At 59.0% G+C, this 24850-nt stretch carries 19 protein-coding genes and 1 rRNA gene; 7 read left to right on the forward strand and 13 right to left on the reverse strand.

Features of this window, described 5'->3' with window-relative positions:
• Nucleotides 1–14 precede the first annotated feature (14 nt).
• From LIS66_RS17970 to LIS66_RS17985, 4 genes are all read right to left on the reverse strand, one after another.
• Nucleotides 15–251, reverse strand: coding sequence for a DUF1653 domain-containing protein (locus LIS66_RS17970; RefSeq protein WP_123419112.1), 237 nt, complete (start codon nt 249–251; stop codon nt 15–17).
• 93 nt (nt 252–344) lie between these two features.
• Nucleotides 345–1520 (reverse strand): acetyl-CoA C-acyltransferase FadA, encoded by a 1176-nt coding sequence (gene fadA, locus LIS66_RS17975; protein WP_016775495.1) that lies wholly within the window; start codon nt 1518–1520, stop codon nt 345–347.
• 29 nt (nt 1521–1549) lie between these two features.
• Nucleotides 1550–3697, reverse strand: a complete 2148-nt coding sequence (gene fadB / locus LIS66_RS17980; RefSeq protein ID WP_227972735.1) for a fatty acid oxidation complex subunit alpha FadB — start codon at nt 3695–3697, stop codon at nt 1550–1552.
• A 525-nt stretch (nt 3698–4222) separates the two neighbouring features.
• A complete protein-coding gene (locus tag LIS66_RS17985) occupies nt 4223–4660 on the reverse strand; it encodes a hypothetical protein (RefSeq protein WP_227972736.1) in 438 nt (145 codons plus the stop codon).
• Between the two features lie 103 nt (nt 4661–4763).
• On the opposite strand from LIS66_RS17985, the gene LIS66_RS17990 reads away from it, so the two are divergent.
• Nucleotides 4764–5201 carry a universal stress protein gene (locus LIS66_RS17990; RefSeq protein WP_042609030.1) on the forward strand — a complete coding sequence of 146 codons (438 nt, stop codon included), beginning with the start codon at nt 4764–4766 and terminating at the stop codon, nt 5199–5201.
• A gap of 190 nt (nt 5202–5391) precedes the next feature.
• Here LIS66_RS17990 and LIS66_RS17995 read toward each other — a convergent pair whose 3' ends face one another.
• Nucleotides 5392–7314 carry an ATP-binding cassette domain-containing protein gene (locus LIS66_RS17995; RefSeq protein WP_116658582.1) on the reverse strand — a complete coding sequence of 641 codons (1923 nt, stop codon included), beginning with the start codon at nt 7312–7314 and terminating at the stop codon, nt 5392–5394.
• A 214-nt stretch (nt 7315–7528) separates the two neighbouring features.
• Between LIS66_RS17995 and LIS66_RS18000 the strand changes: the two genes are divergently transcribed.
• On the forward strand, nt 7529–9457 hold the full coding sequence (locus LIS66_RS18000) for a transglycosylase SLT domain-containing protein (RefSeq protein ID WP_227972737.1): 1929 nt from the start codon (nt 7529–7531) through the stop codon (nt 9455–9457).
• A gap of 102 nt (nt 9458–9559) precedes the next feature.
• Here LIS66_RS18000 and LIS66_RS18005 read toward each other — a convergent pair whose 3' ends face one another.
• Entirely contained in the window at nt 9560–10588 is a 1029-nt protein-coding gene (locus LIS66_RS18005) for a Fic family protein (protein WP_065615875.1), read from the reverse strand.
• Between the two features lie 56 nt (nt 10589–10644).
• Nucleotides 10645–12429 (reverse strand): ABC transporter transmembrane domain-containing protein, encoded by a 1785-nt coding sequence (locus tag LIS66_RS18010; RefSeq protein WP_227972738.1) that lies wholly within the window; start codon nt 12427–12429, stop codon nt 10645–10647.
• Between the two features lie 258 nt (nt 12430–12687).
• Between LIS66_RS18010 and LIS66_RS18015 the strand changes: the two genes are divergently transcribed.
• Nucleotides 12688–12867, forward strand: coding sequence for a PA1571 family protein (locus LIS66_RS18015; RefSeq protein WP_042609025.1), 180 nt, complete (start codon nt 12688–12690; stop codon nt 12865–12867).
• Between the two features lie 167 nt (nt 12868–13034).
• On the opposite strand, the gene pdxB is transcribed toward LIS66_RS18015, so the two are convergent.
• The gene (pdxB, locus tag LIS66_RS18020) at nt 13035–14174 is read right to left on the reverse strand and encodes a 4-phosphoerythronate dehydrogenase PdxB (protein ID WP_227972739.1); all 1140 of its coding nucleotides are present in this window, start codon (nt 14172–14174) and stop codon (nt 13035–13037) included.
• 160 nt (nt 14175–14334) lie between these two features.
• On the opposite strand from pdxB, the gene LIS66_RS18025 reads away from it, so the two are divergent.
• Entirely contained in the window at nt 14335–15744 is a 1410-nt protein-coding gene (locus LIS66_RS18025; RefSeq protein WP_083354297.1) for an MATE family efflux transporter, read from the forward strand.
• 47 nt (nt 15745–15791) lie between these two features.
• Here LIS66_RS18025 and tusA read toward each other — a convergent pair whose 3' ends face one another.
• Together tusA and rlmM are read right to left on the reverse strand one after the other, a co-directional pair.
• Nucleotides 15792–16040 (reverse strand): sulfurtransferase TusA, encoded by a 249-nt coding sequence (gene tusA / locus LIS66_RS18030; protein WP_042609023.1) that lies wholly within the window; start codon nt 16038–16040, stop codon nt 15792–15794.
• Between the two features lie 162 nt (nt 16041–16202).
• On the reverse strand, nt 16203–17276 hold the full coding sequence (gene rlmM, locus LIS66_RS18035) for a 23S rRNA (cytidine(2498)-2'-O)-methyltransferase RlmM (protein ID WP_227972740.1): 1074 nt from the start codon (nt 17274–17276) through the stop codon (nt 16203–16205).
• A 222-nt stretch (nt 17277–17498) separates the two neighbouring features.
• Between rlmM and acnA the strand changes: the two genes are divergently transcribed.
• Nucleotides 17499–20240, forward strand: a complete 2742-nt coding sequence (gene acnA / locus LIS66_RS18040; protein ID WP_227972741.1) for an aconitate hydratase AcnA — start codon at nt 17499–17501, stop codon at nt 20238–20240.
• Nucleotides 20241–20555: 315 nt separating this feature from the next.
• Here the strand turns inward: acnA and LIS66_RS18045 are convergent, their stop codons facing one another.
• Nucleotides 20556–21044, reverse strand: coding sequence for an SRPBCC family protein (locus LIS66_RS18045; RefSeq protein ID WP_042609019.1), 489 nt, complete (start codon nt 21042–21044; stop codon nt 20556–20558).
• 175 nt (nt 21045–21219) lie between these two features.
• Here LIS66_RS18045 and LIS66_RS18050 point away from each other — a divergent pair, with 175 nt between their 5' ends.
• Nucleotides 21220–22140 carry an ADP-ribosylglycohydrolase family protein gene (locus LIS66_RS18050; RefSeq protein ID WP_227974528.1) on the forward strand — a complete coding sequence of 307 codons (921 nt, stop codon included), beginning with the start codon at nt 21220–21222 and terminating at the stop codon, nt 22138–22140.
• A gap of 42 nt (nt 22141–22182) precedes the next feature.
• Nucleotides 22183–22587: a lysozyme inhibitor LprI family protein gene (locus LIS66_RS18055; protein ID WP_042609017.1), complete on the forward strand. Its 405-nt coding sequence runs from the start codon at nt 22183–22185 to the stop codon at nt 22585–22587.
• Between the two features lie 42 nt (nt 22588–22629).
• On the opposite strand, the gene mrdA is transcribed toward LIS66_RS18055, so the two are convergent.
• Complete coding sequence (gene mrdA / locus LIS66_RS18060) at nt 22630–24522, reverse strand: penicillin-binding protein 2 (protein ID WP_227972742.1); 1893 nt, start codon at nt 24520–24522, stop codon at nt 22630–22632.
• A 193-nt stretch (nt 24523–24715) separates the two neighbouring features.
• Nucleotides 24716–24831, reverse strand: a 5S ribosomal RNA gene (rrf, locus tag LIS66_RS18065).
• Nucleotides 24832–24850 lie beyond the last annotated feature (19 nt).

A 24850-nucleotide genomic window follows, 5' to 3' on the forward strand; every position in this document is an offset into this window, starting at 1 on the left:
TCTGCGCAGTCGCCTCAAACCTCGTCAAAAAGGCTCGGTTCGGCTTGCACCAAAGCAAAGCGCGGTACCTGCTCGCCGTCAACCTCGACCGACTCGACGAACATGCTCAGCGGGCGCACCCAAAAGCCGTAATCGCCATACAGGGCTTGGTAAAAGACCACTTCTTCTTCGGTCTCGGAATGCCGCGCAATACTGAATACACGGTATTGCGGACCTTTGTAATGTTGATAGAGCCCAGGTTGTATCGGCATGCTTCGGCCCTCACTGAAATCATTTCAAAAATAAATAAAAAACCCAAAAACAAAAACCGGGGCACTGGGCCCCGGCTTCCATCGACGAGACGCTTAAACGCGTTCGAAGACGGTGGAGATACCTTGGCCGAGACCAATGCACATAGTGGCCACCCCGAAGGTACCGCTATTCTGCTTCATCACGTTCAGCAGGGTGCCGGAAATACGCGCACCGGAGCAACCGAACGGGTGACCCAGGGCGATCGCGCCGCCGTGCAGGTTAACCTTCTCGTTCATCTTGTCGAGCACTTTCAGATCTTTCAGCACTGGCAGGGCCTGTGCAGCGAAAGCTTCGTTGAGCTCGAAGAAGTCGATATCGTTGATACCAAGGCCCGCACGCTTCAGGGCTTTTTGGGTCGCTGGCACTGGACCATAGCCCATGATCGCCGGATCCACACCCGCCACTGCCATCGAACGGATCACCGCCATCGGCTGGATACCCAGGTCCTGCGCGCGCTGCGCCGACATCACGATCATGCACGAGGCGCCGTCTGTGATCTGCGACGAAGTGCCCGCCGTCACGGTACCGCCCTTCGGATTGAATGCCGGCTTGAGCGCCGCCAGACTTTCCAGGGTAGTTTCCGGACGAATGGTTTCGTCGTAGTCGTACAGTTTCAGGAAACCGTTCTCGTCGTAACCCTGCATCGGGATGATTTCATCTTTGAACTTGCCTTCCACAGTTGCCTTGTGGGCCAACTGGTGAGAACGCACGCCAAAAGCATCCTGCTGTTCGCGGGTGATGCCGTGCATCTTGCCGAGCATTTCAGCGGTCAGGCCCATCATGCCCGAGGCTTTCGCCGCGTACAGCGACATATGCGGGTTCGGATCGACACCGTGCATCATGCTCACGTGGCCCATGTGCTCGACACCGCCGACCACGAACACGTCACCGTTGCCGGTCATGATCGCTTGCGCAGCGGTGTGCAGCGCGCTCATCGACGAGCCGCACAGACGGCTGACGGTCTGACCTGCAGAGGTGTGCGGGATCTGGGTCATCAGCGACGCCATGCGCGCGATGTTCCAGCCCTGCTCCAGGGTCTGGTTGACGCAGCCCCAGATCACGTCCTCGACTTCCGCCGGGTCGACCTTGCTGTTGCGTTCCAGCAGTTTGCTGATCAGGTGCGCCGACATGTCTTCAGCGCGGGTGTTGCGGTGCATGCCGCCCTTGGAGCGGCCCATCGGAGTACGACCGAAGTCGACGATCACAACGTCTCTAGGATTCAAGCTCATAAGTTCACTCTCACTCTAGTTGGGGGCGCTTAACCGAAGAAGCTCTGGCCGTTTTTGGCCATTTCGCGCAGCTTCGCGGTCGGGTGGTACAGCGCGCCCAAATCAGCGTACTGGTCAGCCAGGGCAACGAACTCGGCGACACCGATCGAATCGATGTAGCGCAGCGCGCCGCCACGGAATGGAGGGAAACCGATACCGTAAACCAGACCCATGTCGGCTTCGGCGGCGGTTTCGACGATGCCGTCTTCCAGGCAGCGCACGGTTTCCAGGCACAGCGGGATCATCATCCAGTTGATGATGTCTTCGTCAGTGACTTCGCGCTGCTCGTAAACGATCGGCTTGAGCACTTCCAGCACCGACGGATCGGCGACTTTCTTCTGCTTGCCTTTCTTGTCGGCCTCGTAGGCGTAGAAACCCTTGCCGTTCTTCTGGCCCAGGCGCTTGGCTTCGTACAGCACGTCGATGGCCGAACGACGGTCATCCTTCATGCGATCCGGGAAACCTTCAGCCATGACGTCACGACCGTGGTGACCGGTGTCGATGCCGACCACGTCCATCAGGTACGCAGGACCCATCGGCCAGCCGAATTTCTCCATGACTTTGTCGATACGGACGAAGTCGACACCGGCGCTGACCAGCTTGGCGAAACCGCCGAAGTACGGGAACAGCACGCGGTTGACCAGAAAGCCCGGGCAGTCATTGACGACGATCGGGTTCTTGCCCATTTTCTTCGCGTAGGCAACGGTGGTGGCAATGGCCAGCTCGCTGGACTTTTCGCCACGGATCACTTCCACCAGCGGCATCATGTGCACCGGGTTGAAGAAGTGCATGCCGACGAAGTTTTCCGGACGCTTGAGGGCCTTGGCCAGTAGGCTGATGGAAATGGTCGAAGTGTTGGAGGCGAGGATGGTGTCCTCTTTGACCTGACCTTCGACTTCAGCCAGTACCGCTTGCTTGACCTTCGGGTTCTCGACCACAGCTTCGACGACCAGATCGACGTGACCGAAGTCACCGTAGGACAAGGTCGGACGAATGCCGTTGAGCACTTCAGCCATTTTCGCAGCGGTCATGCGACCTTTATCAACGCGGCCAACCAGCAGCTTGGCGGCTTCGGCCAGACCCTGTTCGATACCTTGCTCGTTGATGTCCTTCATCAGGATCGGCGTGCCTTTGGAGGCCGACTGATAGGCGATACCGCCACCCATGATGCCAGCGCCGAGTACGGCGGCCTGCTTCACGTCTTTGGCGATTTCGTCGTAGGCCTTGGCCTTTTTCTTCAGTTCCTGATCGTTCAGGAACAGACCGATCAGGCTCTGCGCAGCAGAGGTCTTGGCCAGTTTGACGAAGCCTGCGGCTTCCACTTCCAGAGCTTTGTCGCGCCCGAAGTTCGCGGCTTTCTGGATGGTCTTGATTGCTTCGACCGGCGCCGGGTAGTTCGGACCCGCTTGACCGGCGACGAAACCTTTGGCGGTTTCGAAAGCCATCATCTGCTCAATGGCGTTCAACTTGAGTTTTTCAAGTTTCGGCTGACGCTTGGCCTTGTAGTCGAACTCACCGGAAATGGCGCGCTTGATCAGCTCGAGGGCAGCTTCCTGCAGCTTCTCGGGAGCAACCACGGCGTCGACGGCGCTGACTTTCAGGGCGTCTTCAGGGCGGTTTTCCTTGCCGGCGGCAATCCATTCGATGGCGTTATCGACGCCGATCAGGCGTGGCAGACGTACGGTACCGCCGAAGCCCGGGTAGATGCCCAGTTTGACTTCCGGCAGGCCGATCTTGGCCTTGGTGGACATGACGCGATAGTCGGCCGCCAGGCACATTTCCAGACCGCCACCGAGGGCGATGCCGTTGATGGCCGCGACGGTTGGCACGTTGAGGTCTTCGAAATCGCTGAAGATCTTGTTGGCTTCGAGATTGCCAGCAACCAGCTCGGCATCCGGCAGCTTGAAGTTGTCGACAAATTCGGTGATGTCGGCGCCGACGATGAACACGTCCTTGCCACTGCTGACGATCACGCCCTTGATCGAAGCATCTGCCTTGATGATGTCTACGGCCTGACGCAGTTCGTTCAGGGTTAGACGGTTGAACTTGTTGACGGACTCACCCTTGAGGTCGAATTTCAATTCGACGATGCCACTTTCAAGAGCTTTAACCGTGATGGCTTTACCTTCGTAAATCATCAACTGATCTCCACGATATGGAAGCTGAACAGTACACGTCGGACGCAGGCATATGGCTCAGAAGGACGCTTTGTTCGTCAATGCTGATACCTGTCCGCCTGGCACACCCGCCAACGCGATAGTCGGGATTCTGTAGGAGCAGTCTGTAAGACAAACGCTCAATTCATACGCCCGTTTGATTCGGGTACGTCACATTCACGGAATTTCTGACAATTGTCAATCGCCCTAAATTCGGGCTGAAACGCGACTTTGTAGTCATTTCTGCACCATGATGAGCAGCAACACGCGCCCGCATGGTCAGCTATTCATAGAATCAATAGTTAGAAAAGTCGCCCTAATTCCCGACGTGCCCTGTTCAGGAGGCTACGCTAGGTGGACTTCAGAGAATTTGCCGAGGCGAACCAAGCGCCTGCCGCGAAAAAGTTTACCAGCCTGCCTGGCCAACCCGCCCGACGAATCATGTCGGGCTTTTTAATGCGCGTCTGCCGGACGCATCACACCGTTGCAGTGAGAAAAATCGCCACGTCACGCGAGCGCTTTCAGCGTCGCGTCAATATCCTGCAAAACCGTCGCTTCGCCCTTCTCGCCCCAGTACAAGGCGATCATCTGCCTGTCCGCTTCGATCTTGAAAACATTGCCCGGCAATTTTTCGAAATAATCCAGCAGCGTCCGGTCCTCGCAGACTTCCTGCCACTGATTGACCCAGACTCCGGGAGTCTTCTGCCAGTAGGTCCAGCACGCCGGCTGACTGCCACGCCGCGGCCGGTGGTACTGGGCGCAGGGATTCGGCGGCTCAGGCAACAGCCAGTGCGGCCACTCCTGCGGCGCCAGCTGCATGGCCAGGCCGATGCGCCGCGCTTCCATGCGCAGGGCCATGCGCCCGCTCTGTGTACGCGATGGGCGCAACCATGCCAGCGGACTTAAAACTACCAGCAGGATTGACACCACCAGCCAGACCGTCATATCTGTACTCCCGATTTTTGATGAGCCCATTGTGTCACTAGCGAACCAATGCGCTTGAAACCAGCCATACTTACCAATATCGAACCCTCAGGAGGAGCACCTCATGCCCTACCACCACATACTGGTCGCTGTAGATCTGACCGAAGAGTGCGACCCTGTGATCCACCGCGCCCGCGAGCTGTCGGTGAGCAACGGTGCCAAGTTGTCGCTGGTGCACATCGTTGAACCGATGGCCATGGCCTTCGGTGGCGACGTGCCGATGGACCTGTCACAACTGCAACAACAGCAGTTCGATCAGGCCAAGGAGCGCCTGGAAAAACTGAAATCAAAATATCCCGAACTCGAAGGCGCCAATTGCCACCTGACCTACGGCCAGCCACGCCAGGAAATCCACCACTTCGCCAAAGACCAGGCGTGCGATCTGATTGTGGTTGGCAGCCACGGCCGTCATGGTTTGGCGCTATTGCTCGGCTCGACTGCGAATGACGTGCTGCACGGTGCGCCTTGCGATGTACTGGCGGTGCACCTGGTCAAACGCTGACTTGTCTTGCTCATTGTGGGAGCGAGCCTGCTCGCGAATACGTCGGCGCATTCAAAATGAGTGCTGCCTGACACACCGCTTTCGCGAGCAGGCTCGCTCCCACAGGTAATTTGATTCATCCTTTATCGCATTACATATGAAAAGCCCGGCGCTCATTACTAAGCGCCGGGCTTTTTCATATCAGGATCAATCAGGCATCCAGCTCGGCCCAACGCTCCACCAACGCATCCAGCTCGGCCTGCAGTTGCTCCAGCGAAGCTATCACCTTGGCCGTTTCCGCCGGCGGACGCTGGTAGAAACCGGCCTCAGCCATTTCCGCCTCAACCGCCGCAATCTGCTGTTCCTTGGCGTCGATGTCGCCCGGCAAGGCTTCCAGCTCACGCTGGAGCTTGTAGCTCAGCTTCTTCTTGGCAGCCGGTGCAGCAGCGGCTGGCGCAGCAACCACAGCAGGTTCAGCGGTAACCACTGCCGAGTTGAGATCCGCCTTGCCCGACTTGCTTTCAGTCACGCCCAGCAGGCGCGGCGAACCGCCTTGACGGATCCAGTCCTGGTAGCCGCCGACATATTCTCGAACCTTGCCTTCACCTTCGAAAACCAGAGTGCTGGTCACTACGTTGTCGAGGAATGCCCGGTCGTGGCTGACCATCAGCACGGTGCCGTTGAAGGTCAGCAGCACTTCTTCGAGCAGTTCAAGGGTTTCCACATCGAGGTCGTTGGTTGGTTCGTCGAGTACCAGCAGGTTGGCCGGTTTGCTGAACAGCTTCGCCAGCAACAGACGCGCGCGCTCACCACCCGACAACGCCTTGACCGGCGTGCGCGCACGCTGCGGGCTGAACAGGAAGTCGCCGAGGTAACTCAGCACGTGGCGGCTCTGCCCGTCAATGTCGATGAAGTCGCGACCTTCGGCGACGTTGTCGATCACGGTTTTTTCCAGATCCAGCTGATGGCGCAACTGGTCGAAGTAGGCCACGTCGATGCGCGTGCCCTCTTCGACTTTGCCGCTGGTGGGTTGCAGACCGCTGAGCATCAGCTTCAGCAGTGTGGTCTTGCCGGTACCGTTGGCGCCGAGCAGACCGATACGGTCGCCGCGCTGCAGGACCATGGAGAAGTCCTTGATCAGGAACGGCCCGCCCGGATGCGCGAAGCTCACGTTCTCGAGCACCATCACCTGCTTGCCGGACTTGTCGGCGGTTTCCAGCTGAATGTTGGCTTTGCCGGTACGCTCGCGACGCTCACTGCGCTCGACGCGCAGGGCTTTCAGCGCACGCACGCGGCCTTCGTTACGGGTACGCCGGGCCTTGATGCCCTGACGGATCCACACTTCTTCCTGAGCCAGACGCTTGTCGAACAGCGCGTTGGCGGTTTCTTCAGCGGCCAGCGCCGCCTCTTTGTGCACGAGGAAACTGGCGTAGTCGCCGTTCCAGTCAATCAGGCCGCCGCGATCCAGTTCGAGAATGCGCGTGGCCAGGTTTTGCAGGAAGGAACGGTCGTGCGTGATGAACAGCACGGCGCCCTGGAAATCCTTCAGTGCCTCTTCGAGCCAGGCGATCGCCCCGATGTCCAGGTGGTTGGTCGGTTCGTCGAGCAGCAGCAGGTCCGGCTCGGACACCAGGGCCTGCGCAAGCAGCACCCGACGACGCCAGCCGCCGGACAACTCGGCGAGGGTCTTGTCGGCCGGCAGTTGCAGGCGGCTCAGGGTGCTGTCGACCAGGGTCTGCAAGCGCCAGCCGTCACGGGCTTCGAGGTCGTGCTGGACGTGCATCAGCTTGTCCAGGTCGGCGTCGGTGACGATGTTCTGGCTCAAGTGATGATATTCGGCGAGCAACGCGCCGACGCCGTCGAGGCCTTCAGCCACCACATCGAATACCGTCCGGTCGTCGGCCACCGGCAATTCTTGCGGCAATTCGCCGATTTTCAGACCGGGGGCACGCCAAACCGAGCCGTCATCGGGCTTCTGATCGCCCTTGACCAGTTTCATCATGCTGGATTTGCCAGTGCCGTTGCGGCCGATGATGCACACCCGCTCTCCACGGGCGATCTGCCAGGATACCTTGTCCAACAACGGCATAGCGCCGAACGCAAGGGACACATCGCTGAATTTGAGCAGGGTCATGAGCTTCTCCAAAAACCGGGGGCGCATTCTACCCGACTTGGGGCTTCAGCAGGCCGGCAATTTGTCGGTCGAAGCACTCTGCACAACATTTGTTGCGAACTTGTGCAGCGAGGCTCGCAAAGCTTTCGCCGCTTGCTGGCAAAAGGCTAAGCTACAGGCAATTCAGTGCGGATTTCGGTCAGCACTTGTCATGATTTCTCTGCCCGGATGTCTCATGCGCAGTCGCCTTCTCAGTGTTTTGTCCTGCTTGTTACTCACCGCCGCTGCCGCTCAATCCGCCCAGGCGGTGGACCTTTCCACCCAACGCCAGTATTACGATGAAGCCAAACGCGCCCTTGCCAAGGGTGATACCGGCCCGTATTTGCGCTACAGCCAGGCGCTAGCCGATTATCCGTTGGAACCGTACCTGGCCTACGACGAACTGACAGCGCGCCTGAAGACGGCGAGCAATGCGGAGATCGAGAAATTCCTTGCCGAACACGGCGACCTGCCGCAAGCCAACTGGATGAAACTGCGCTGGTTGCGCTGGCTCGCGGACCGCGGCGACTGGGCGACCTTCGTCAAGTACTACGATCCGAAGCTGAATTTCACCGAGCTCGACTGCCTCAACGCGCAGTACCAGATCAGCCACGACAAGAAAGCCGAAGGCTATGCCAGCGCGGAAAAGCTCTGGCTCACCGGCAAATCGCAACCGGCCGCCTGTGATGCCTTGTTCGGCATCTGGGCTGCCGACGGCCAGCTCACCGAGCAGAAACGCTGGGAGCGCACCAAGCTCGCCGCGCAAGCACGCAATTATCCGCTGGCCAACAGTCTGATCAACGGCTTGACCACCCTCGCCCCGCGCGGTCGTTTGCTGGTCGACGTGGCCCAGAAACCCGAACTGCTCAATCAGCCGTCGCGCTTCGCCCCGGCCGACGAGCCGATGTCCGACGTGGTCAGCCTCGGCCTGCGTCGCCTCGCCAGGCAGGACCCGGACAAGGCCATGGCATTGCTCGACGGTTACGCCAGCAGCATGCATTTTTCTCGTGATGAAAAAGTCGCGATTGCCCGTGAGATCGGCCTGACCCTGGCCCGCCGTTTCGACAGCCGCGCATTGGACGTAATGACCAAATACGATCCAGAGCTGCGCGACAACACCGTCTCGGAATGGCGCCTGCGCCTGCTGCTGCGTCTGGCACGCTGGAACGATGCCTACGAACTGACCAAACGCCTGCCGCAAGATCTGGCTACCACCAATCGTTGGCGCTACTGGCAGGCGCGCAGCCTGGAACTGGCCCAGCCGCAGAACCCGCAAGCGCTGACCCTGTACAAGAATCTGGCGCGTGAACGGGACTTCTATGGCTTCCTCGCCGCAGACCGCTCGCAGTCGCCTTACTCGCTGAACAACAAGCCACTGGTGCTCAGCCAGGCGCTGATCAATAAAGTGCGTAACACCCCGGGCGTACGCCGCGCGCTGGAGTTTCATGCACGCGGCCAGATCGTCGACGGGCGTCGCGAGTGGTATCACGTCAGCCGTCATTTCAACCGCGATGAAATGGTCGCCCAGGCCAAACTGGCCTACGACCTGAAGTGGTACTTCCCGGCGATTCGCACCATCAGTCAGGCGCAGTACTGGGACGATCTGGACATCCGCTTCCCGATGGCTCACCGCGATACCCTCGTGCGCGAAGCCAAGGTGCGTGGGCTGCATTCGAGCTGGGTGTTCGCTATCACCCGGCAGGAAAGCGCCTTCATGGACGATGCACGCTCCGGCGTCGGCGCCAGCGGTCTGATGCAATTGATGCCCGGCACCGCCAAGGAGACCGCACGCAAGTTCAGCATTCCACTGGCCTCGCCCCAGCAAGTGCTCGATCCAGACAAGAACATCCAGCTCGGCGCGGCCTACCTCAGCCAGGTACACAGCCAGTTCAACGGCAACCGCGTGCTCGCCTCCGCCGCTTACAACGCCGGCCCCGGCCGCGTGCGTCAGTGGCTGCGCGGCGCCGATCACCTGAGCTTCGACGTCTGGGTGGAAAGCATCCCGTTCGACGAAACCCGGCAATACGTGCAGAACGTGCTGTCGTACTCGGTGATCTACGGTCAAAAGCTCAACTCGCCGCAACCGCTGGTGGATTGGCATGAGCGGTACTTTGATGATCAATAACCGGTAATCCCGGTCAGGCGGGAGCTGCCGAAGGCTGCGATCTTTTGATCTGGCTTTTCAAAAAATGCCCGCACGCGATGCGGGCATTTTTTTGCTGCAGATCTATCTTTTCGCCAGCCCAATCTTGAGCCTGCCCGTTTCGGTGAGCAAATATTTCTGAACTGGACTGTTCGGGCTTTGAGGATCCGACATCTTTACAAATCCCGCTACCAGCGCGGGTTTAAGGTAGTTGGATCGAAACGTTGCTTTATGTCTAAGGCCCAACTCGCCCATTAGCTCGCTGGTTTTCAGCGCTCGGTTTTCCAACGTTAGCAACAGCCTCTTTACTGGGTCGGTTACTAGGTCGTTTACTGGGTCGGTCACAGACTCGCTTTCGACGGCTTCGCGCAGTGCAAGGCTCAACGCCTGGAGCATGTATTCAACAAACGGCGTCGATTCTGCCGTCCGGTCCGCTGTCGAGAGCGCAGCGTAATAGGCGTCCTGTTGATCTCGGATAACCGCCTCAACTGGCAGGTAGGCAAGCACCGGTCGCCACTGACTGAGAATCAGCGTTTGCCAGAGACGCCCCATCCTCCCATTTCCATCCGCGAAAGGATGAATAAACTCGAATTCGTAATGGAAGACACAACTGATGATCAACGGATGCCAATCAGATGAGCCAAGCCATGCCAAGAGGTCATCGACCAGATCCGCAATCCGGCTCGGGGGCGGCGCCATGTGCACCAACTGATCGCCTCGATAGATGCCAACGCCTGTACGGCGAAGTTGCCCGCATTCTTCGATCAAACCTTTCATCAATAGCTCGTGGGCCCGCAAAAGATCAGCCTTGCTGGCCGGATTCCAAGCGGCCAACAACTCATAAGCCGCGAAAGCGTTGTGGACCTCCTGTATCTCTTTGGGCAGCCCCAGGACTCTGCGTCCGGCAATGACCGCGGTGACCTGCTCAACGCTCAGTGTATTGTTTTCGATAGCCAGCGACGCCTGAATCGTGCGGATTCGATTGCTTCGACGGAGCTGAGGCGTCTGCCTGCTGTCGTCTACAGCCAGGAGCTGACCTATCTGTTCGCTGATGTCAGCGATCAAGGTAATCATTCGTGCAGTCAGGGTCAGCGGCGGCTGATAACGACTCATATCCTCATCCCAGCAATCATGCAGTTCGTCATGATGCCCGATGTAGGCGCGATGTATCAGTCCCGTTTGCTCGTCTCATCGCCATCATTGAACTGCAACGCCGCCAGGCGCGCGTACAGCGGGTTGCTGGCGATCAATTCCTGGTGCGTCCCCACCGCGACCAGCTTGCCTTGATCCATCACTGCAATTCGATCAGCGTTCTTCACGGTGGCCAGCCGGTGGGCGATGACCAGCGTTGTGCGGTTTTCCATCAGCGTTGGCAAGGCTTGCTGGATCAGATGCTCGCTCTGTGCGTCGAGGGCGCTGGTGGCTTCGTCCAGCAGCAGGATCGGCGCGTCCACCAGCAGGGCGCGAGCAATGGCCAGGCGCTGGCGCTGACCGCCTGACAGCCCGAGACCGCCATCGCCCAGATGAGTCTGATAACCATCAGGCATTTGCTCGATGAAATCGTGGGCGTGGGCGATTCGCGCAGCTTCCTTGACCTGCTCCAGCGTGGCGGTTGGGCAGCCGTAGCGAATGTTCTCCTCCACACTTCCGAAGAACAGCGCAGGGGTTTGCGAGACCAGTGCAAAACAGCGGCGCAGATCCAGCGGATCGAGGCTGGTGAGCGGCACGCCATCCAGCAGAATCTGGCCCTCGCGCGGATCGTAGAAGCGCAGCAACAGGTCGTAGACCGTGGACTTGCCCGCGCCGGACGGTCCCACCAACGCCAGGGTTTCGCCCGCCCTGACCGTCAGATTCAAGCCATCGACTGCGTAGCTTTGCGGACGCGACGGGTAGGAAAAGCGCACATCGCGCAGTTCAAGCTCACCTTTGACTCGGGCTGGCAAAGTAACCAGTCCGGTCAACGGTGGCTGGATGATGTTTTCCGAGCGCAGCAATTCGGCGATGCGTTCGGCGGCGCCCGCAGCGCGTTGCAGCTCACCGATCACTTCGCTCAATGTGCCGAACGCACTGCCGACGATCAGGCTGTAAAAAACGAATGCCGCCAGTTCTCCGGCGGAAATCCGCCCGGCCATGACGTCCATGCCGCCGACCCACAACATCACTGCCACCGCGCCCAACACCAGCACGATCACCAAGGTGATCAACCACGCCCGCTGAAAAATCCGTTTGCGCGCGGTGTCGAACGCCTGCTCGACGGTCGCGGCGAAGCGCTGTTGATCCTGCACCTGGTGGTTGTAGGCCTGCACGGTTTTGATCTGGCCAAGGGTTTCCGACACGTAGCTGCCAATATCAGCGATGCGGTCCTGGCTCTGGCGCGACAGATTGCGCACGCGGCGGCCGAAAATCAGGATCGGCGCGATCACCAGCGGCAGCGCAATCACGACGATGCTGGTGAGTTTGGGGTTGGTAATGAACAGCAACACCACACCGCCGATCACCATCAGCAAATTGCGCAGGAATAGCGAGAGCGACGAGCCGATTACTGATTGCAGCAGCGTGGTGTCGGCAGTCAGGCGCGACTGGATTTCCGAGCTGCGGTTGTCCTCATAAAAGCCCGGATGCAGATACACCAGATGGTTGAAAACCTGGCGACGAATATCGGCGACCACCCGCTCGCCGATCCACGACACCAGATAGAAACGGGCGAACGTTCCCAGCGCCAGCCCGAGCACCAGCAGCATGAAAATGCCGATGGACTGATTGAGCAGATGCGGCGATCGGGTCATGAAGCCCTGATCCACCAACAACTTGATGCCCTGCCCCATCGACAAGGTGATGCCGGCCGTGACGATCAGCGCGAGTAACGCGCCGAAGGCATGCCAGCGATATGGAAGGAGAAAATGACTGGTCAGGCGCAGGGCGCGCCGGTGTCGGGAAGAAAGCATGGAGATCATGGAGTTCACGTCTGCGCAAATGGATCGGGCCAGCCTACAGACTCAGATGGGGTGGAACTCTGTAAATCACAATGAGTCAGGTTAAATATGCCCGGGATGTCCGGATGCTAGAAACGATTGGTCTAAGGTTGCGGTTGAGACGAGCGGTCATTTCTGTTTGAGTAGAGATGCCGCCCGCCGACAGACCGCAGGGAGTTGTCACAGCCTGGTCACGTGGCGGTTTTAACTTAGGCACACAACCTGATGAGGAGACAGGCCATGTCCTTGCAACACAGCAGCGAAGACAAGATTGAAGTGATCCGCACCCAACCCGACCAGTCTCTGGGTTGCTCGATTATCGATGAACAGGGCCGCGAAGTACCGATCACTGAAAACATGATCCAGGACGCTTGCCGCGAACTGGAGAAGCGATTGGTCAAGCCTGCCGAACAAGAGTGATATAGCCACCGTCTTCCTGACCCGGCCCTGATTGGCCGGGTTTTTTCTGTCTGCAATTCAGGATCGGGGGTGCCGCTTTCGCGAGCAGGTTCGCTCCCACACAAATCGGATGTTCATTGAAGATCCCTGTGGGAGCGAGCCTGCTCGCGAATGAGCCGCTTCGGTTTCTAGACAGCCACAGCCCCCAGCGCCTCGACAATCTGGCGCAACGCCGGCCCATCCCCTTCAATCCGCACCTTGAGCCCTTCGATCTCGCGTCGCACCGGATACTGCTTGCGCAACATATCAAACGCCGCACGCTGTTCAGCGACATTTCCCACCAGACTGCGGCGGAAATCCGCATCATCGCGGCGCGGGTCGTACACGCCCCGGCACAACATCGCCAGCGCCCACGCCGGGTCACTGCCGCCGTGCAGGGAAACTTCCGACAGCCACGCTGCCGGCAAAAGATCACTGAGCTGGATATCTGCGGGCTGCCCGATGAACGCGCAGTAAGCCTGATAGATTTGCGCAGTCCCGCGTTGCTTGCCATCGAGGCTGTAACCGGCAATATGTGGCGTGGCCAATACACAGAGTTCGGCCAGCGCAACATCGACTTCAGGCTCCTTTTCCCAGACATCGAGCACTGCCTGCAAGTCTTCGCGCTCGAGCAGCACCTCACGCAGCGCTGCGTTGTCCACCACAGGGCCGCGCGCCGCGTTGATCAGCCACGCACCCTGTTTGAGTTGCCGCAGACGCTGTTGATCGAACAGATGCCACGTTGCATCGTCGCCGCTACGGGTCAGTGGCGTATGCAGACTGATCACGTCGCACTGCTGGATGATCTGCTCAAGGCTGACGTAATCGCCGCCTTCAATCTGACGCGGCGGATCGCACACCATGACGTTCCAGCCCAAGCCCTTCAGGACCTTGATAAAGCGACCACCGACTTCACCGGCGCCAACGACGCCGTAGGTACGCTGACTCAGGTCAACGCCTTCGATTTCGGCCAGTGTCATGAGACTGCCCAGTACGTAATCGACCACACCCCGGGCGTTGCATCCCGGCGCGCTCGACCAGGTAATCCCAGCCTCGTTGAAATAATCGAGATCCAAATGGTCGGTGCCGATGGTGCAGGTGCCGACGAAGCGCACCTTGCTGCCCTCAAGCAGCGCGCGGTTGACGTTGGTCACCGAACGCACCAGCAACACATCGGCCTGCTCGACCGTCGCACGGTCAATGGAGCGGCCCGGGACCCGGCGGATTTCACCGAAACCGGCAAAAAAGGCGTCGAGCAGCGGGATATTTTCATCGGCAACAATCAGCATGGCGGGCTCCTTGGGCGGATCGGCAGTTTAGGTGCAGACGCGTCGATCAGCCAGCAGGCTTTGCGTTTACAAATACGCAACAGAGGATTTTTCCTGACCGGGGCGTCAGCGGCGTAGAATGCCCCGCCTCGCGCATCACTACTTTCTGGACGCTTTGCCTGTGAACCCTGTAACTGACCAACCTGTCGCCGTCTCCCTGACCCGCCCTGCGCGGATTCGCCTGGAGTTGAAAAACCTGCTCGCCCTGGCCCTGCCGATCATCATCGCGCAACTGGCGACCACGGCCATGGGCTTCGTCGATGCGGTGATGGCCGGGCGCGTCGGGCCTAAGGATCTGGCGGCGGTGGCATTGGGCAACTCGATCTGGGTGCCGGTGTTTCTGTTGATGACCGGCACTCTGCTCGCCACCACGCCGAAAGTGGCGCAACGTTTCGGCGCCGGCAAGCACAGCGAGATCGGCCCGATCGTGCGTCAGGCGCTGTGGCTGGCATTGGTGGTGGGACTGATCGCCACCTCGATGCTGGTCGCCGCTGAACCGGTGTTGCACCTGATGAAGGTCGACCCAGAGCTGATCGGCCCGTGCATGCAATACCTGCACGGCATCGCCAGCGGCTTGCCGGCGGTGGCCTTCTATCACGTGTTGCGTTGCACCAGTGACGGCATTGGCCGCACCCGCCCGGCCATGGTGTTGGGCCTGTGCGGTCTGGCGCTGAACATCCCGCTGAACTACATCTTCATCTATGGCCACTTCGGCGTGCCGGCCATGGGCGGCGTCGGCTGCGGCTGGGCCACGGCAATCGTGATGTGGATGATGGCGCTGGGTCTGGCCGGTTACGAACGCTGGGCGCCGGCCTATCGTTCGAGCGAGCTGTTCAGTCGCTTCGACTGGCCGCAGTGGGCGGTGATCAAGCGTCTGCTGTCGATTGGTTTGCCGATCGGCATCGCGGTGTTTGCCGAATCGAGCATCTTCGCCGTGATCGCCCTGCTCATCGGCAGCCTCGGCGCGACGGTGGTGGCCGGGCATCAGATTGCATTGAACGTCAGCTCGCTGGTGTTCATGATTCCGTATTCGCTGGGCATGGCGGTCACCGTGCGTGTCGGGCAGGCACTGGGCCGTGAAGAACCGCGGGAGGCGCGTTTTGCCGCCGGAGTCGGCATGGGTACCGCCCTCGCCTACGCCTGCCTGTCGGCGAGTCTGATGCTGTTGCTGCGCGAGCCAATTGCAGCGATCTATACCGCCGATCCGACGGTGATTCACATCGCGGCGATGCTGATTGTGTATTCGGCGCTGTTCCAGTTTTCCGATGCGATCCAAGTGACTGCTGCCGGCGCGTTGCGTGGTTATCAGGACACTCGCGTGACGATGATCCTGACCCTGTTCGCTTACTGGGGGATTGGTTTGCCGGTCGGTTACGCGTTGGGCCTGACCGACTGGCTCGGCGCGCCACGTGGCCCGAGCGGCCTGTGGCAGGGGTTGATCGTCGGTCTGAGCTGCGCGGCGCTGATGCTCTCGATCCGTCTGACGCGCAGTGCGCGCAAGCGGATTCGGATCAGTCGTTCGGCGGGTTGATCACCCATAAAAAAGACCTGCATTTGCAGGTCTTTTTTTGCCCAGAGTCAGGACTTCTTGCGAATCCAGTACAGATAAGTACCGGCCTCTTCATGCTGGCTCACCAGTTCATGGTCGAGGAACACACAGAACTTGGGAATGTCGCGTTTGGTCGAGGGGTCCGTGGCGATCACCTTGAGCAGGCCGCCGGGCAGCAGATCGCGGATGTACTGGTGCAACATCATCACCGGTTCCGGGCAATTGAGGCCGGTGGCGTCGAGGGTGCGGTCGACCGGGGTATCGATCATTTCACTCATGGTTCACTCCAGAAACTGGCCTGCATTGTCGCGCATTGCCGGATATCGTCCAACCCATGTGGGAACGAGCCTGCTCGCGAATACGCTGTTTCATCCAACATTGGTGTCGGCTGACAAGACGCTTTCGCGAGCAGGCTCGCTCCCACAAGGGTTTGCGCTGCTTCAGCGGGACTTGGCTTTTTTGCTGTCGTGCCGACGCAAGTGGCAGGTCACTTCTTCGCGGTCGTGATACAGCTGCTTGCAGCCGATATCAACCTTGATCCCGCGCGCCTTGAAACCATCGGCAATACGCTCCAGCAGACGCTTCACTTCGGCATAACGCTGTTTCATCGGCAGCTTCAGGTTGACCACCGCCTCGCGGCAATGTCCCTCGCCGATCCATTCTTCCAGCATCGCGGCGTTGCGCGCCGGTTTCTCAACGATATCGCAGACCATCCAGTCAACTGGCTGTTTCGGCTTGAAGGTAAAACCATCCGCCATCAGATGCTGGACGAGCCCGGTTTCCATCAGGCTTTCAGCCATCGGGCCGTTGTCGATGGCGGTGACCAGCATGCCACGGTTGACCAGTTGCCAGGTCCAGCCGCCCGGCGCGGCACCGAGGTCGACGCCGGTCATGTCACTGTGCAGACGATCTTCCCACTGATCACGCGGAATGAAGTGGTGCCACGCCTCTTCCAGCTTCAAGGTGGAACGACTGGGCGCTTCGCGGGGAAACTTCAGGCGCGGAATGCCCATCGGCCACATTGCCGAGTTACCGGCGTCGGCCATGCCAAGAAACACCTCGCGACCGCTTTTGAAGGTCAGCAACAGACGCGGCTTGCTGGCGTCTTCCACCAGTTTTCCGGCGGCGGTCAGTGCCTTGCGCAGCGGGCCTTCGAACTTCTTGCAGAAGTTCGACAGCTCCTTGCCGTCGTTGGTATCGACCACTTCCAGCCACAGACTGCCACACACCGGGAAATCGGCCATGTGCGCGAGGATCACGCTGATCCGGTCGTTTTCCGGCAGATCGATGAAAAAGCCGCGCGCCCACTGCCGCGGGAAGATCAGTTCGGCGAAACGCTGACCGCGCATCAGGCGTTCGGCGCCGTCGGCTTCGGTGCAGACAAACTCGGCGCAGGCCGCGGCCGTTTTGGCTTTGGCGTAGCCGGCGACGTTGAGACGGGCGGCGAGGTCGGAAACTTCCGAACAGACTTCGCCTTCGAAGCCGGGCCGGCAATGCATGAATAGGGTGTTCATTCTTACTCCTGGGCAGCGCTCGATGATTCGGCCGCTGCGCGATGCTCAAGCCTTGCGTTGCCGCAATGCCTGTCACGAAAACCGGCGCATGATAGCCGAAGTCGGAACCTTGGTTCCGCCCATAGAGTCCAGTTATTAGCCAGCTACTCAAAACAGAGCTAGGTTTAATGCTCTGCCCGTCCCCTCAGTCCGTAGCCGTGCGGACTCAAAGGAGTGATCGTAATGCCGTCCCTCGATAGTCTGAAATCACTGAAAACCCTGCAAATCGACGCCACGACCTACCATTATTTCAGCCTGCCGGAAGCCGCCAAAAGCCTGGGCGACCTCGACAGGCTGCCGATGTCGTTAAAGGTACTGCTGGAAAACCTGCTGCGCTGGGAAGACGAAAAAACCGTGACCGGTGCCGACCTCAAGGCCCTTGCTGCCTGGCTCAAGGAGCGCCGCTCCGATCGGGAAATCCAGTACCGCCCGGCGCGCGTATTGATGCAGGATTTTACCGGTGTCCCCGCCGTGGTCGACCTCGCCGCCATGCGTGCGGCGATGGCCAAGGCTGGCGGTGATCCTCAACGGATCAATCCGTTATCACCGGTGGATCTGGTAATCGACCACTCGGTGATGGTCGACAAGTTTGGCAGCGCCAGTGCGTTTGAACAGAACGTCGACATCGAAATGCAACGCAACGGCGAACGCTATGCGTTTCTGCGCTGGGGCCAGAGTGCGTTCGATAACTTCAGCGTGGTACCGCCGGGCACCGGCATCTGCCACCAGGTCAACCTCGAGTACCTCGGTCGCACCGTGTGGACCAAAGAAGAGGACGGCCGCACCTACGCTTTCCCCGACACGCTGGTCGGGACCGACTCCCACACCACCATGATCAACGGCCTCGGCGTACTCGGCTGGGGCGTCGGCGGGATCGAAGCGGAAGCGGCGATGCTTGGGCAACCGGTGTCAATGCTGATTCCGGAAGTGATCGGCTTCAAACTCACCGGCAAGCTCAAGGAAGGCATCACCGCGACCGACCTGGTGCTGACCGTGACGCAGATGCTGCGCAAGAAAGGCGTGGTCGGCAAATTCGTCGAGTTCTATGGCGACGGCCTCGCCGACCTGCCACTGGCCGACCGCGCGACCATCGCTAACATGGCTCCCGAGTACGGGGCGACATGCGGCTTCTTCCCGGTGGACGATGTCTCCCTGGAATACCTGCGCCTGTCCGGCCGGCCAGCGGAAGTGGTGAAACTGGTCGAGGCTTACACCAAGGCTCAAGGTCTGTGGCGTCTTCCGGGTCAGGAGCCGGTGTTCACTGACAGCCTGGCGCTGGACATGGGCAGCGTCGAAGCCAGTCTGGCGGGACCGAAGCGCCCGCAGGATCGCGTCTCGCTGCCGAACGTTGCGCAGGCCTTCAGTGACTTTGTCGACCTGCAATTCAAACCCACCAGCAAAGAAGAAGGACGCCTGGAAAGCGAGGGCGGTGGCGGCGTCGCCGTGGGCAATGCCGATCTGGTGGGCGAAGCGGATTATGAATACGAGGGCAAAACCTATCGCCTGAAAAACGGCGCCGTGGTCATCGCCGCGATCACCTCCTGCACCAACACTTCCAACCCGAGCGTGATGATGGCGGCCGGGTTGCTGGCGAAAAAAGCAGTGGAAAAAGGCCTGACGCGCAAGCCGTGGGTCAAAAGCTCGCTGGCCCCCGGGTCGAAAGTCGTCACCGACTACTACAAGGCTGCCGGGCTGACCCAATACCTTGATCAACTAGGGTTTTCTCTGGTCGGCTATGGCTGCACCACCTGCATCGGCAACTCCGGGCCACTGCCGGAGCCGATCGAAAAAGCCATTCAGAAAGCCGATCTTACGGTCGCGTCGGTCCTGTCCGGCAACCGCAACTTCGAAGGTCGCGTGCATCCGCTGGTGAAAACCAATTGGCTGGCCTCGCCACCGCTGGTCGTCGCCTATGCATTGGCGGGTAGCGTGCGCACCGATATCAGCAGCGAACCACTGGGTGAGGATCAGCAGGGTAATCCGGTGTATCTGCGCGATATCTGGCCGAGCAGCCGAGAGATCGCCGAAGCGGTGAATCAGGTCAATACGGCGATGTTCCACAAGGAATACGCCGAAGTGTTTGCCGGTGATGAGCAATGGCAAGCCATCGAGGTGCCGCAAGCGGCCACTTACGTGTGGCAGGACGATTCGACCTACATTCAGCATCCGCCTTTCTTCGACGACATTTCCGGCCCCCTGCCGGAGGTCAAAGATGTAAAAGGCGCACGGGTATTGGCCCTGCTCGGTGATTCGGTAACCACAGACCACATCTCCCCCGCCGGCAATATCAAGATCGACAGCCCGGCCGGGCGTTATCTGCAGGAAAAAGGCGTCGAGCCTCGCGACTTCAACTCCTACGGTTCACGTCGCGGCAATCATCAAGTGATGATGCGCGGCACGTTTGCCAACATCCGTATTCGCAACGAGATGCTCGGGGGCGAGGAAGGTGGCAACACCCTCTACATTCCCACCGGGGAAAAAATGGCCATTTATGATGCAGCCATGAAGTACCAGGCTTCGGGCACTCCGCTGGTGGTGATTGCCGGACAGGAATATGGCACAGGGTCAAGCCGTGACTGGGCGGCAAAAGGTACCAATCTGCTGGGGGTCAAAGCGGTCATTGCGGAAAGCTTCGAGCGCATTCACCGCTCCAATCTGGTGGGCATGGGTGTGCTGCCGTTGCAGTTCAAGCTTGACCAGAATCGCAAGAGTCTCAATCTGACTGGCAAGGAAACATTCGAGATTCAGGGGCTGAGCGGTGTCGAGTTGACGCCGCGGATGAATCTGCCTCTGGTGATTACTCGCGAGGACGGGCGTCAGGAGAAGGTCGAGGTCTTGTGCCGGATTGATACGTTGAACGAGGTTGAGTACTTCAAATCCGGGGGGATTCTGCATTATGTGTTGCGGCAGTTGATTGCTTCGTAACGGGTGACATTTGCAGCAGGCTGCGGTTTTTTTGACTTTGGCTTTAAAAGCAAGATCAAAAGATCGCAGCCTTCGGCAGCTCCTACGTGCAGACGAAAAAAAACCCGCCGAAGCGGGTTTTTCCCAAGACCATTATCGACTCCCTGTCGGTAGCGATCCTTGCAAATGGTCGATCATCCATGATCCTGAAACACTCCCTGTGTCTCAGTTGATGTGTGTAGATTACCCAGTGGATCCAATCAGCAATAGTCGTAAAAGCTACCAACGCGTGTAAGACATTCGCTATACAAACACTTCCGAAAACCCTTAGACCTGTCAGGCACTACCGCTTTCACGGGCCTTGGCACTTTCAGCGAGGAACTGTTCAAGCCTGCTCAATTGTTCCTCCCAACCGCGACTGTCCATGTAATACGCCTCTTTCTGGCGAACATCGGGGATGTGGGCGAAGCCGGATTCCGAAACCTTGAGCAACGTACCGTCCTCGAAATCCTGCAGCTCGAACTTGACCAGGGTGGTGGGCTCTTGCGAGTAGTCGATCTTCGGGTTGACCGCATACGGATGCCAGCGGAAAGAAAACAACTGCTGCGGCTCGACCCGCTCGATCAGCACGTTCCACAATACGTGTTCATAACCGGGGTACGTGACCTGGCCCTGCGTCCATTCGCCAGCGATGAATCGCCGGCCCTCGAGCGCCACGCCAAACCATTGTCCAAACGCCTCGGCATCGACTAATGCACGCCAGACGTGGGAACGCGACGCCTTGAGCTTGATTTTGCGTTCGAAACTGTTAGGTACTGGTTTCATACGTCACCTCCTGTTCTGAACACTAGGCTTGTATGACCACATGTCCAATGGGAAGTTGTATCCAAGCGCTGCAGCTTTGACTCGTGCAGACACATTCTGCCGTAGTTTGCGCTCTGTAATCAGCGCCGATTGACCTGCTATCTTGCCAGCGAATTCGCAGAAACAAGGACGAACCATGCAGCCCTCTCTAGCCGATCGTTATCGCGGCGCCCTTCTAGGCCTGGCTTGCGGCGACGCGGTCGGCACCACGGTCGAGTTCCAACCGCGAGGATCATTCCGGCCGCTGAGTGATATGGTCGGCGGTGGCCCGTTTCAGCTCAAACCGGGGCAATGGACCGATGACACCTCAATGGCGCTGTGTCTGGCCGAGAGCCTGCTGAGCAAAAACGGCTTCGATGCGGCTGATCAGATGGGCCGCTATCTCAATTGGTGGAAATGGGGATACCTGAGTTCTACCGGTGAATGTTTCGACATCGGTATGACCGTGAGCCAGGCGCTGCAACAGTACCAGCGCACCGGGGAGCCTTTTGCCGGCTCGACTGATCCGTTGACTGCTGGCAACGGGTCGCTGATGCGACTGGCCCCCGTCGTGCTGTTTTATTTTCCCGATGTTCGACAGATACAGACGTTCGCTGCCGACAGCTCACGCACAACCCATGCCGCGCCGGAGGCAATCGAGTGCTGCCAATTGCTGGCTGATCTGATCGCAAGAGCCCTTGAGGGTGCGGAGAAAACCCAGCTTCGCCGGGCGCCACTGCTAGCGCTTTCCCAGCCGGGGGTGGCTGCGATCGCACGGGGTGAATACCTCGACAAAGGGGAAACTGAAATCAAGGGCAGCGGCTATAGCGTCCAATCGCTGGAAGCCGCGTTGTGGTGCTTCCACCACACGCAGACCTACGCCGACGCGGTGTTGCAAGCAGCCAATCTCGGTGATGATGCGGATACAACCGCTGCTATCGTGGGTCAGTTGGCAGGTGCTTACTATGGGGCTCGGGCGATTCCCGAGCACTGGCTGGAGCGGCTGCATGAATGCGAGGAAATCGCCGCCACTGCGGATCGCCTGCTGGAAGCTTCCAGGTTACGCACTCAACCCTAGCTACACTGTTTGCACTTTTCCATTCGGTACAGCGAGAACCTTATGTCAGTACGACTGCTTCTGGCCTTTGCGCCCTTTGTTTTTTCCCCATTCGTCCACGCCGCCGTTGACTGCGCCAATGCCAGTGATCAAGCGACAATGAATCAATGCGCGGGGCAAGCATTCAAAGCGGCAGACAAGGAATTGAATGCGGTTTACCAGCAGATCACCGGCCGCTTGAAAGACAATCCGGACGGCAAGAAGCTGCTGGTGGGCGCGCAACGGGCATGGATTGGATTCCGCGACTCTGAATGCAAGTTTTCGGCATCAGGAGTGGCGGGCGGGAGTGTTTATCCATTGATTTACAGCGATTGCCTGACGGGCATGACCAAGACGCGTGTCGAGGCGCTCAAGCAATATTTGAAATGTGAGGAAGGCGACATGAGTTGCCCGGTACCCGGTGCGTAATCACAGGCTCCGCTGGAGCCTGTGCCATGAAGCTACTACGCTTTAGACGTGGGGGTCGCCCGGGGCTTTGCTCGGCGCGGCGTATTGCTGCTTGAGATGACCATCCTGATCGAGTAACCAGGCATCCATGATCTGCCGGACTACCGGCCCTGCGACCCGCCCGCCGGCCTCGCCGTTCTCGATCATTACCGAGATGGCGATTTTCGGATGCTCTGCCGGCGCGAATCCTACGAACAGGGCGTTGTCACGGTGGCGCTCAAGGGTTTTCTCACGGTTGTAGCGCTCCCCCTGCTTGATCGCCACGACTTGCGCCGTACCACTTTTGCCGGCAATGCGGTATTGCGCGCCCGCAGCGGCCGCTCGGGCAATGCCTCGAGCATCGTGCATGACCATCTGCATGCCGTGGTTGACCTGCTCCCAATCACGCGGATCCTTGAGCAGGATGTTCGGCATCGGGTGCTCGTCAACCGGCGCTACGCCGTCGACCGATTTGGCCAGATGCGGCCGATTCCATATCCCTTTATTGGCGATCAGTGCGGTAGCTTGGGCCAATTGCAGGGGTGTGACCTGCATGTAGCCCTGGCCGATGCCCAGGATAACGGTTTCACCGGGATACCATGCCTGCCGCCGCGTTGCGCGTTTCCAAGCCTGCGACGGCATCAGACCGGGGGACTCTTCAAACATGTCGAGCGAGACCTTTTCACCGAGGCCGAACATCGCCATGTAGTCGTGCAGGCGATCAATGCCAAGCTTGTGCGCCAAATCGTAAAAGTAGGTGTCGTTGGATCGCATGATCGCCGCGTCCATATCCACCCAGCCGTCACCGCTGTGGTTCCAGTTGCGGTACTTGTGATCGAAGTCCGGTAGTTGGTAATAGCCGGGATCGAATACGCGTGTTTGCGGGGTCACGACGCCTGCGTCCAGACCTGCGATGGCGACTTCCGGCTTGATCGTCGAACCGGGGGCGTACAAGCCGCGCAATACGCGGTTGAACAGCGGCCGGTCGATGGAATCGCGCAGGGCGGAATATTCCTTTGAGCTGATGCCAGTGACGAACAGATTCGGATCGAAGCTGGGGTTGCTGACCATCGCCAGTACTTCTCCCGTGGACGGATCAAGAGCAACCACGGATCCACGACGATCGCCCAAAGCAGCTTCGGCGGCCTCCTGCAGTTTCACATCGAGGCTGAGGACGATGTTTTTGCCTGGCACCGGGTCGGTATGCTTGAGCACCCGCAGCACTCTTCCTTGAGCGTTGGTTTCGACTTCTTCATAGCCGACATGGCCATGCAGCTGCGCTTCATAGAAGCGCTCGATACCGGTTTTACCGATGGATTGCGTACCACGGTATTCAACGGAGTCGAGAGCCTTCGATTCTTTCTCGTTGATCCGACCGACATAACCGATTGAATGGGCGAAATGCGCGCCAAGGGGATAGTGCCGGACAAACTGCGGTTCGACATCGAGGCCCGGCAGGCGGAACTCATTGACCGCCAGGACGGCAATCTGCTCTTCCGTCAGCTCATAAAACAGGGTAACCGGTGTGAACGGATGCCGGGATTGCTTCATCGCCTTGTCGAATACCATGCGGTCCTCAGCAGGCAAGTGCAGCAAGTTGATGACTTCGTCCAATTCCTGATTGACGTCAGTTGCACGCTCACGAGTGATGGTCAGGTTGTAGCTGGGACGGTTGTCGGCGAGAAGTACACCGTTGCGGTCATAGATCAATCCGCGCGTCGGCGGAATCGGCAGGACATGCACACGGTTATTTTCGGAGATGGTCGAGTGGTAGTCGAATTCCACCACCTGAAGGATATACAGACGCACCACCAGAGCACAGCTGATGGCAAAGACGAACAGAGCACAGGCAATCAAGCGTTTGTTGACCAGCCGCGTCTCTTTTTCATGGTCCTTGATCGGGATTGGTTCAGGCATTTCTACAGCAACTCTTCGACATAAATGAGTGCCGATCCATGGGCAGGACATCAGTCCGTTAAAAAAAGGAGCTGCACCATACCAAAACTGGCCGTCCACTTCAGGATGTATTTCCCCGGTGGCGCTGTGAAAAACTTTCTCGCAGGCAAAACAAAACCCCAACTGCTTTCGCAATTGGGGTTTCGGAATTTAATCTTGACGATGACCTACTCTCACATGGGGAAACCCCACACTACCATCGGCGATGCATCGTTTCACTGCTGAGTTCGGGATGGGATCAGGTGGTTCCAACGCTCTATGGTCGTCAAGAAATTCGGGTACTGAGTCG

The organism is Pseudomonas sp. HN2, from assembly GCF_020736465.1.
GTDB lineage: Bacteria > Pseudomonadota > Gammaproteobacteria > Pseudomonadales > Pseudomonadaceae > Aquipseudomonas > Aquipseudomonas moraviensis_A.

Excerpts from the sequence above, each read along its gene's own strand:
- LIS66_RS17970 (WP_123419112.1), bottom strand. The coding sequence starts at position 251 with ATGCCGATACAACCTGGGCTCTATCAACATTACAAAGGTCCGCAATAC.
- fadA (WP_016775495.1), bottom strand. The coding sequence starts at position 1,520 with ATGAGCTTGAATCCTAGAGACGTTGTGATCGTCGACTTCGGTCGTACT.
- fadB (WP_227972735.1), bottom strand. The coding sequence starts at position 3,697 with ATGATTTACGAAGGTAAAGCCATCACGGTTAAAGCTCTTGAAAGTGGC.
- LIS66_RS17985 (WP_227972736.1), bottom strand. The coding sequence starts at position 4,660 with ATGACGGTCTGGCTGGTGGTGTCAATCCTGCTGGTAGTTTTAAGTCCG.
- LIS66_RS17990 (WP_042609030.1), top strand. The coding sequence starts at position 4,764 with ATGCCCTACCACCACATACTGGTCGCTGTAGATCTGACCGAAGAGTGC.
- LIS66_RS17995 (WP_116658582.1), bottom strand. The coding sequence starts at position 7,314 with ATGACCCTGCTCAAATTCAGCGATGTGTCCCTTGCGTTCGGCGCTATG.
- LIS66_RS18000 (WP_227972737.1), top strand. The coding sequence starts at position 7,529 with ATGCGCAGTCGCCTTCTCAGTGTTTTGTCCTGCTTGTTACTCACCGCC.
- LIS66_RS18005 (WP_065615875.1), bottom strand. The coding sequence starts at position 10,588 with ATGAGTCGTTATCAGCCGCCGCTGACCCTGACTGCACGAATGATTACC.
- LIS66_RS18010 (WP_227972738.1), bottom strand. The coding sequence starts at position 12,429 with ATGATCTCCATGCTTTCTTCCCGACACCGGCGCGCCCTGCGCCTGACC.
- LIS66_RS18015 (WP_042609025.1), top strand. The coding sequence starts at position 12,688 with ATGTCCTTGCAACACAGCAGCGAAGACAAGATTGAAGTGATCCGCACC.
- pdxB (WP_227972739.1), bottom strand. The coding sequence starts at position 14,174 with ATGCTGATTGTTGCCGATGAAAATATCCCGCTGCTCGACGCCTTTTTT.
- tusA (WP_042609023.1), bottom strand. The coding sequence starts at position 16,040 with ATGAGTGAAATGATCGATACCCCGGTCGACCGCACCCTCGACGCCACC.
- rlmM (WP_227972740.1), bottom strand. The coding sequence starts at position 17,276 with ATGAACACCCTATTCATGCATTGCCGGCCCGGCTTCGAAGGCGAAGTC.
- acnA (WP_227972741.1), top strand. The coding sequence starts at position 17,499 with ATGCCGTCCCTCGATAGTCTGAAATCACTGAAAACCCTGCAAATCGAC.
- LIS66_RS18045 (WP_042609019.1), bottom strand. The coding sequence starts at position 21,044 with ATGAAACCAGTACCTAACAGTTTCGAACGCAAAATCAAGCTCAAGGCG.
- LIS66_RS18050 (WP_227974528.1), top strand. The coding sequence starts at position 21,220 with ATGCAGCCCTCTCTAGCCGATCGTTATCGCGGCGCCCTTCTAGGCCTG.
- LIS66_RS18055 (WP_042609017.1), top strand. The coding sequence starts at position 22,183 with ATGTCAGTACGACTGCTTCTGGCCTTTGCGCCCTTTGTTTTTTCCCCA.
- mrdA (WP_227972742.1), bottom strand. The coding sequence starts at position 24,522 with ATGCCTGAACCAATCCCGATCAAGGACCATGAAAAAGAGACGCGGCTG.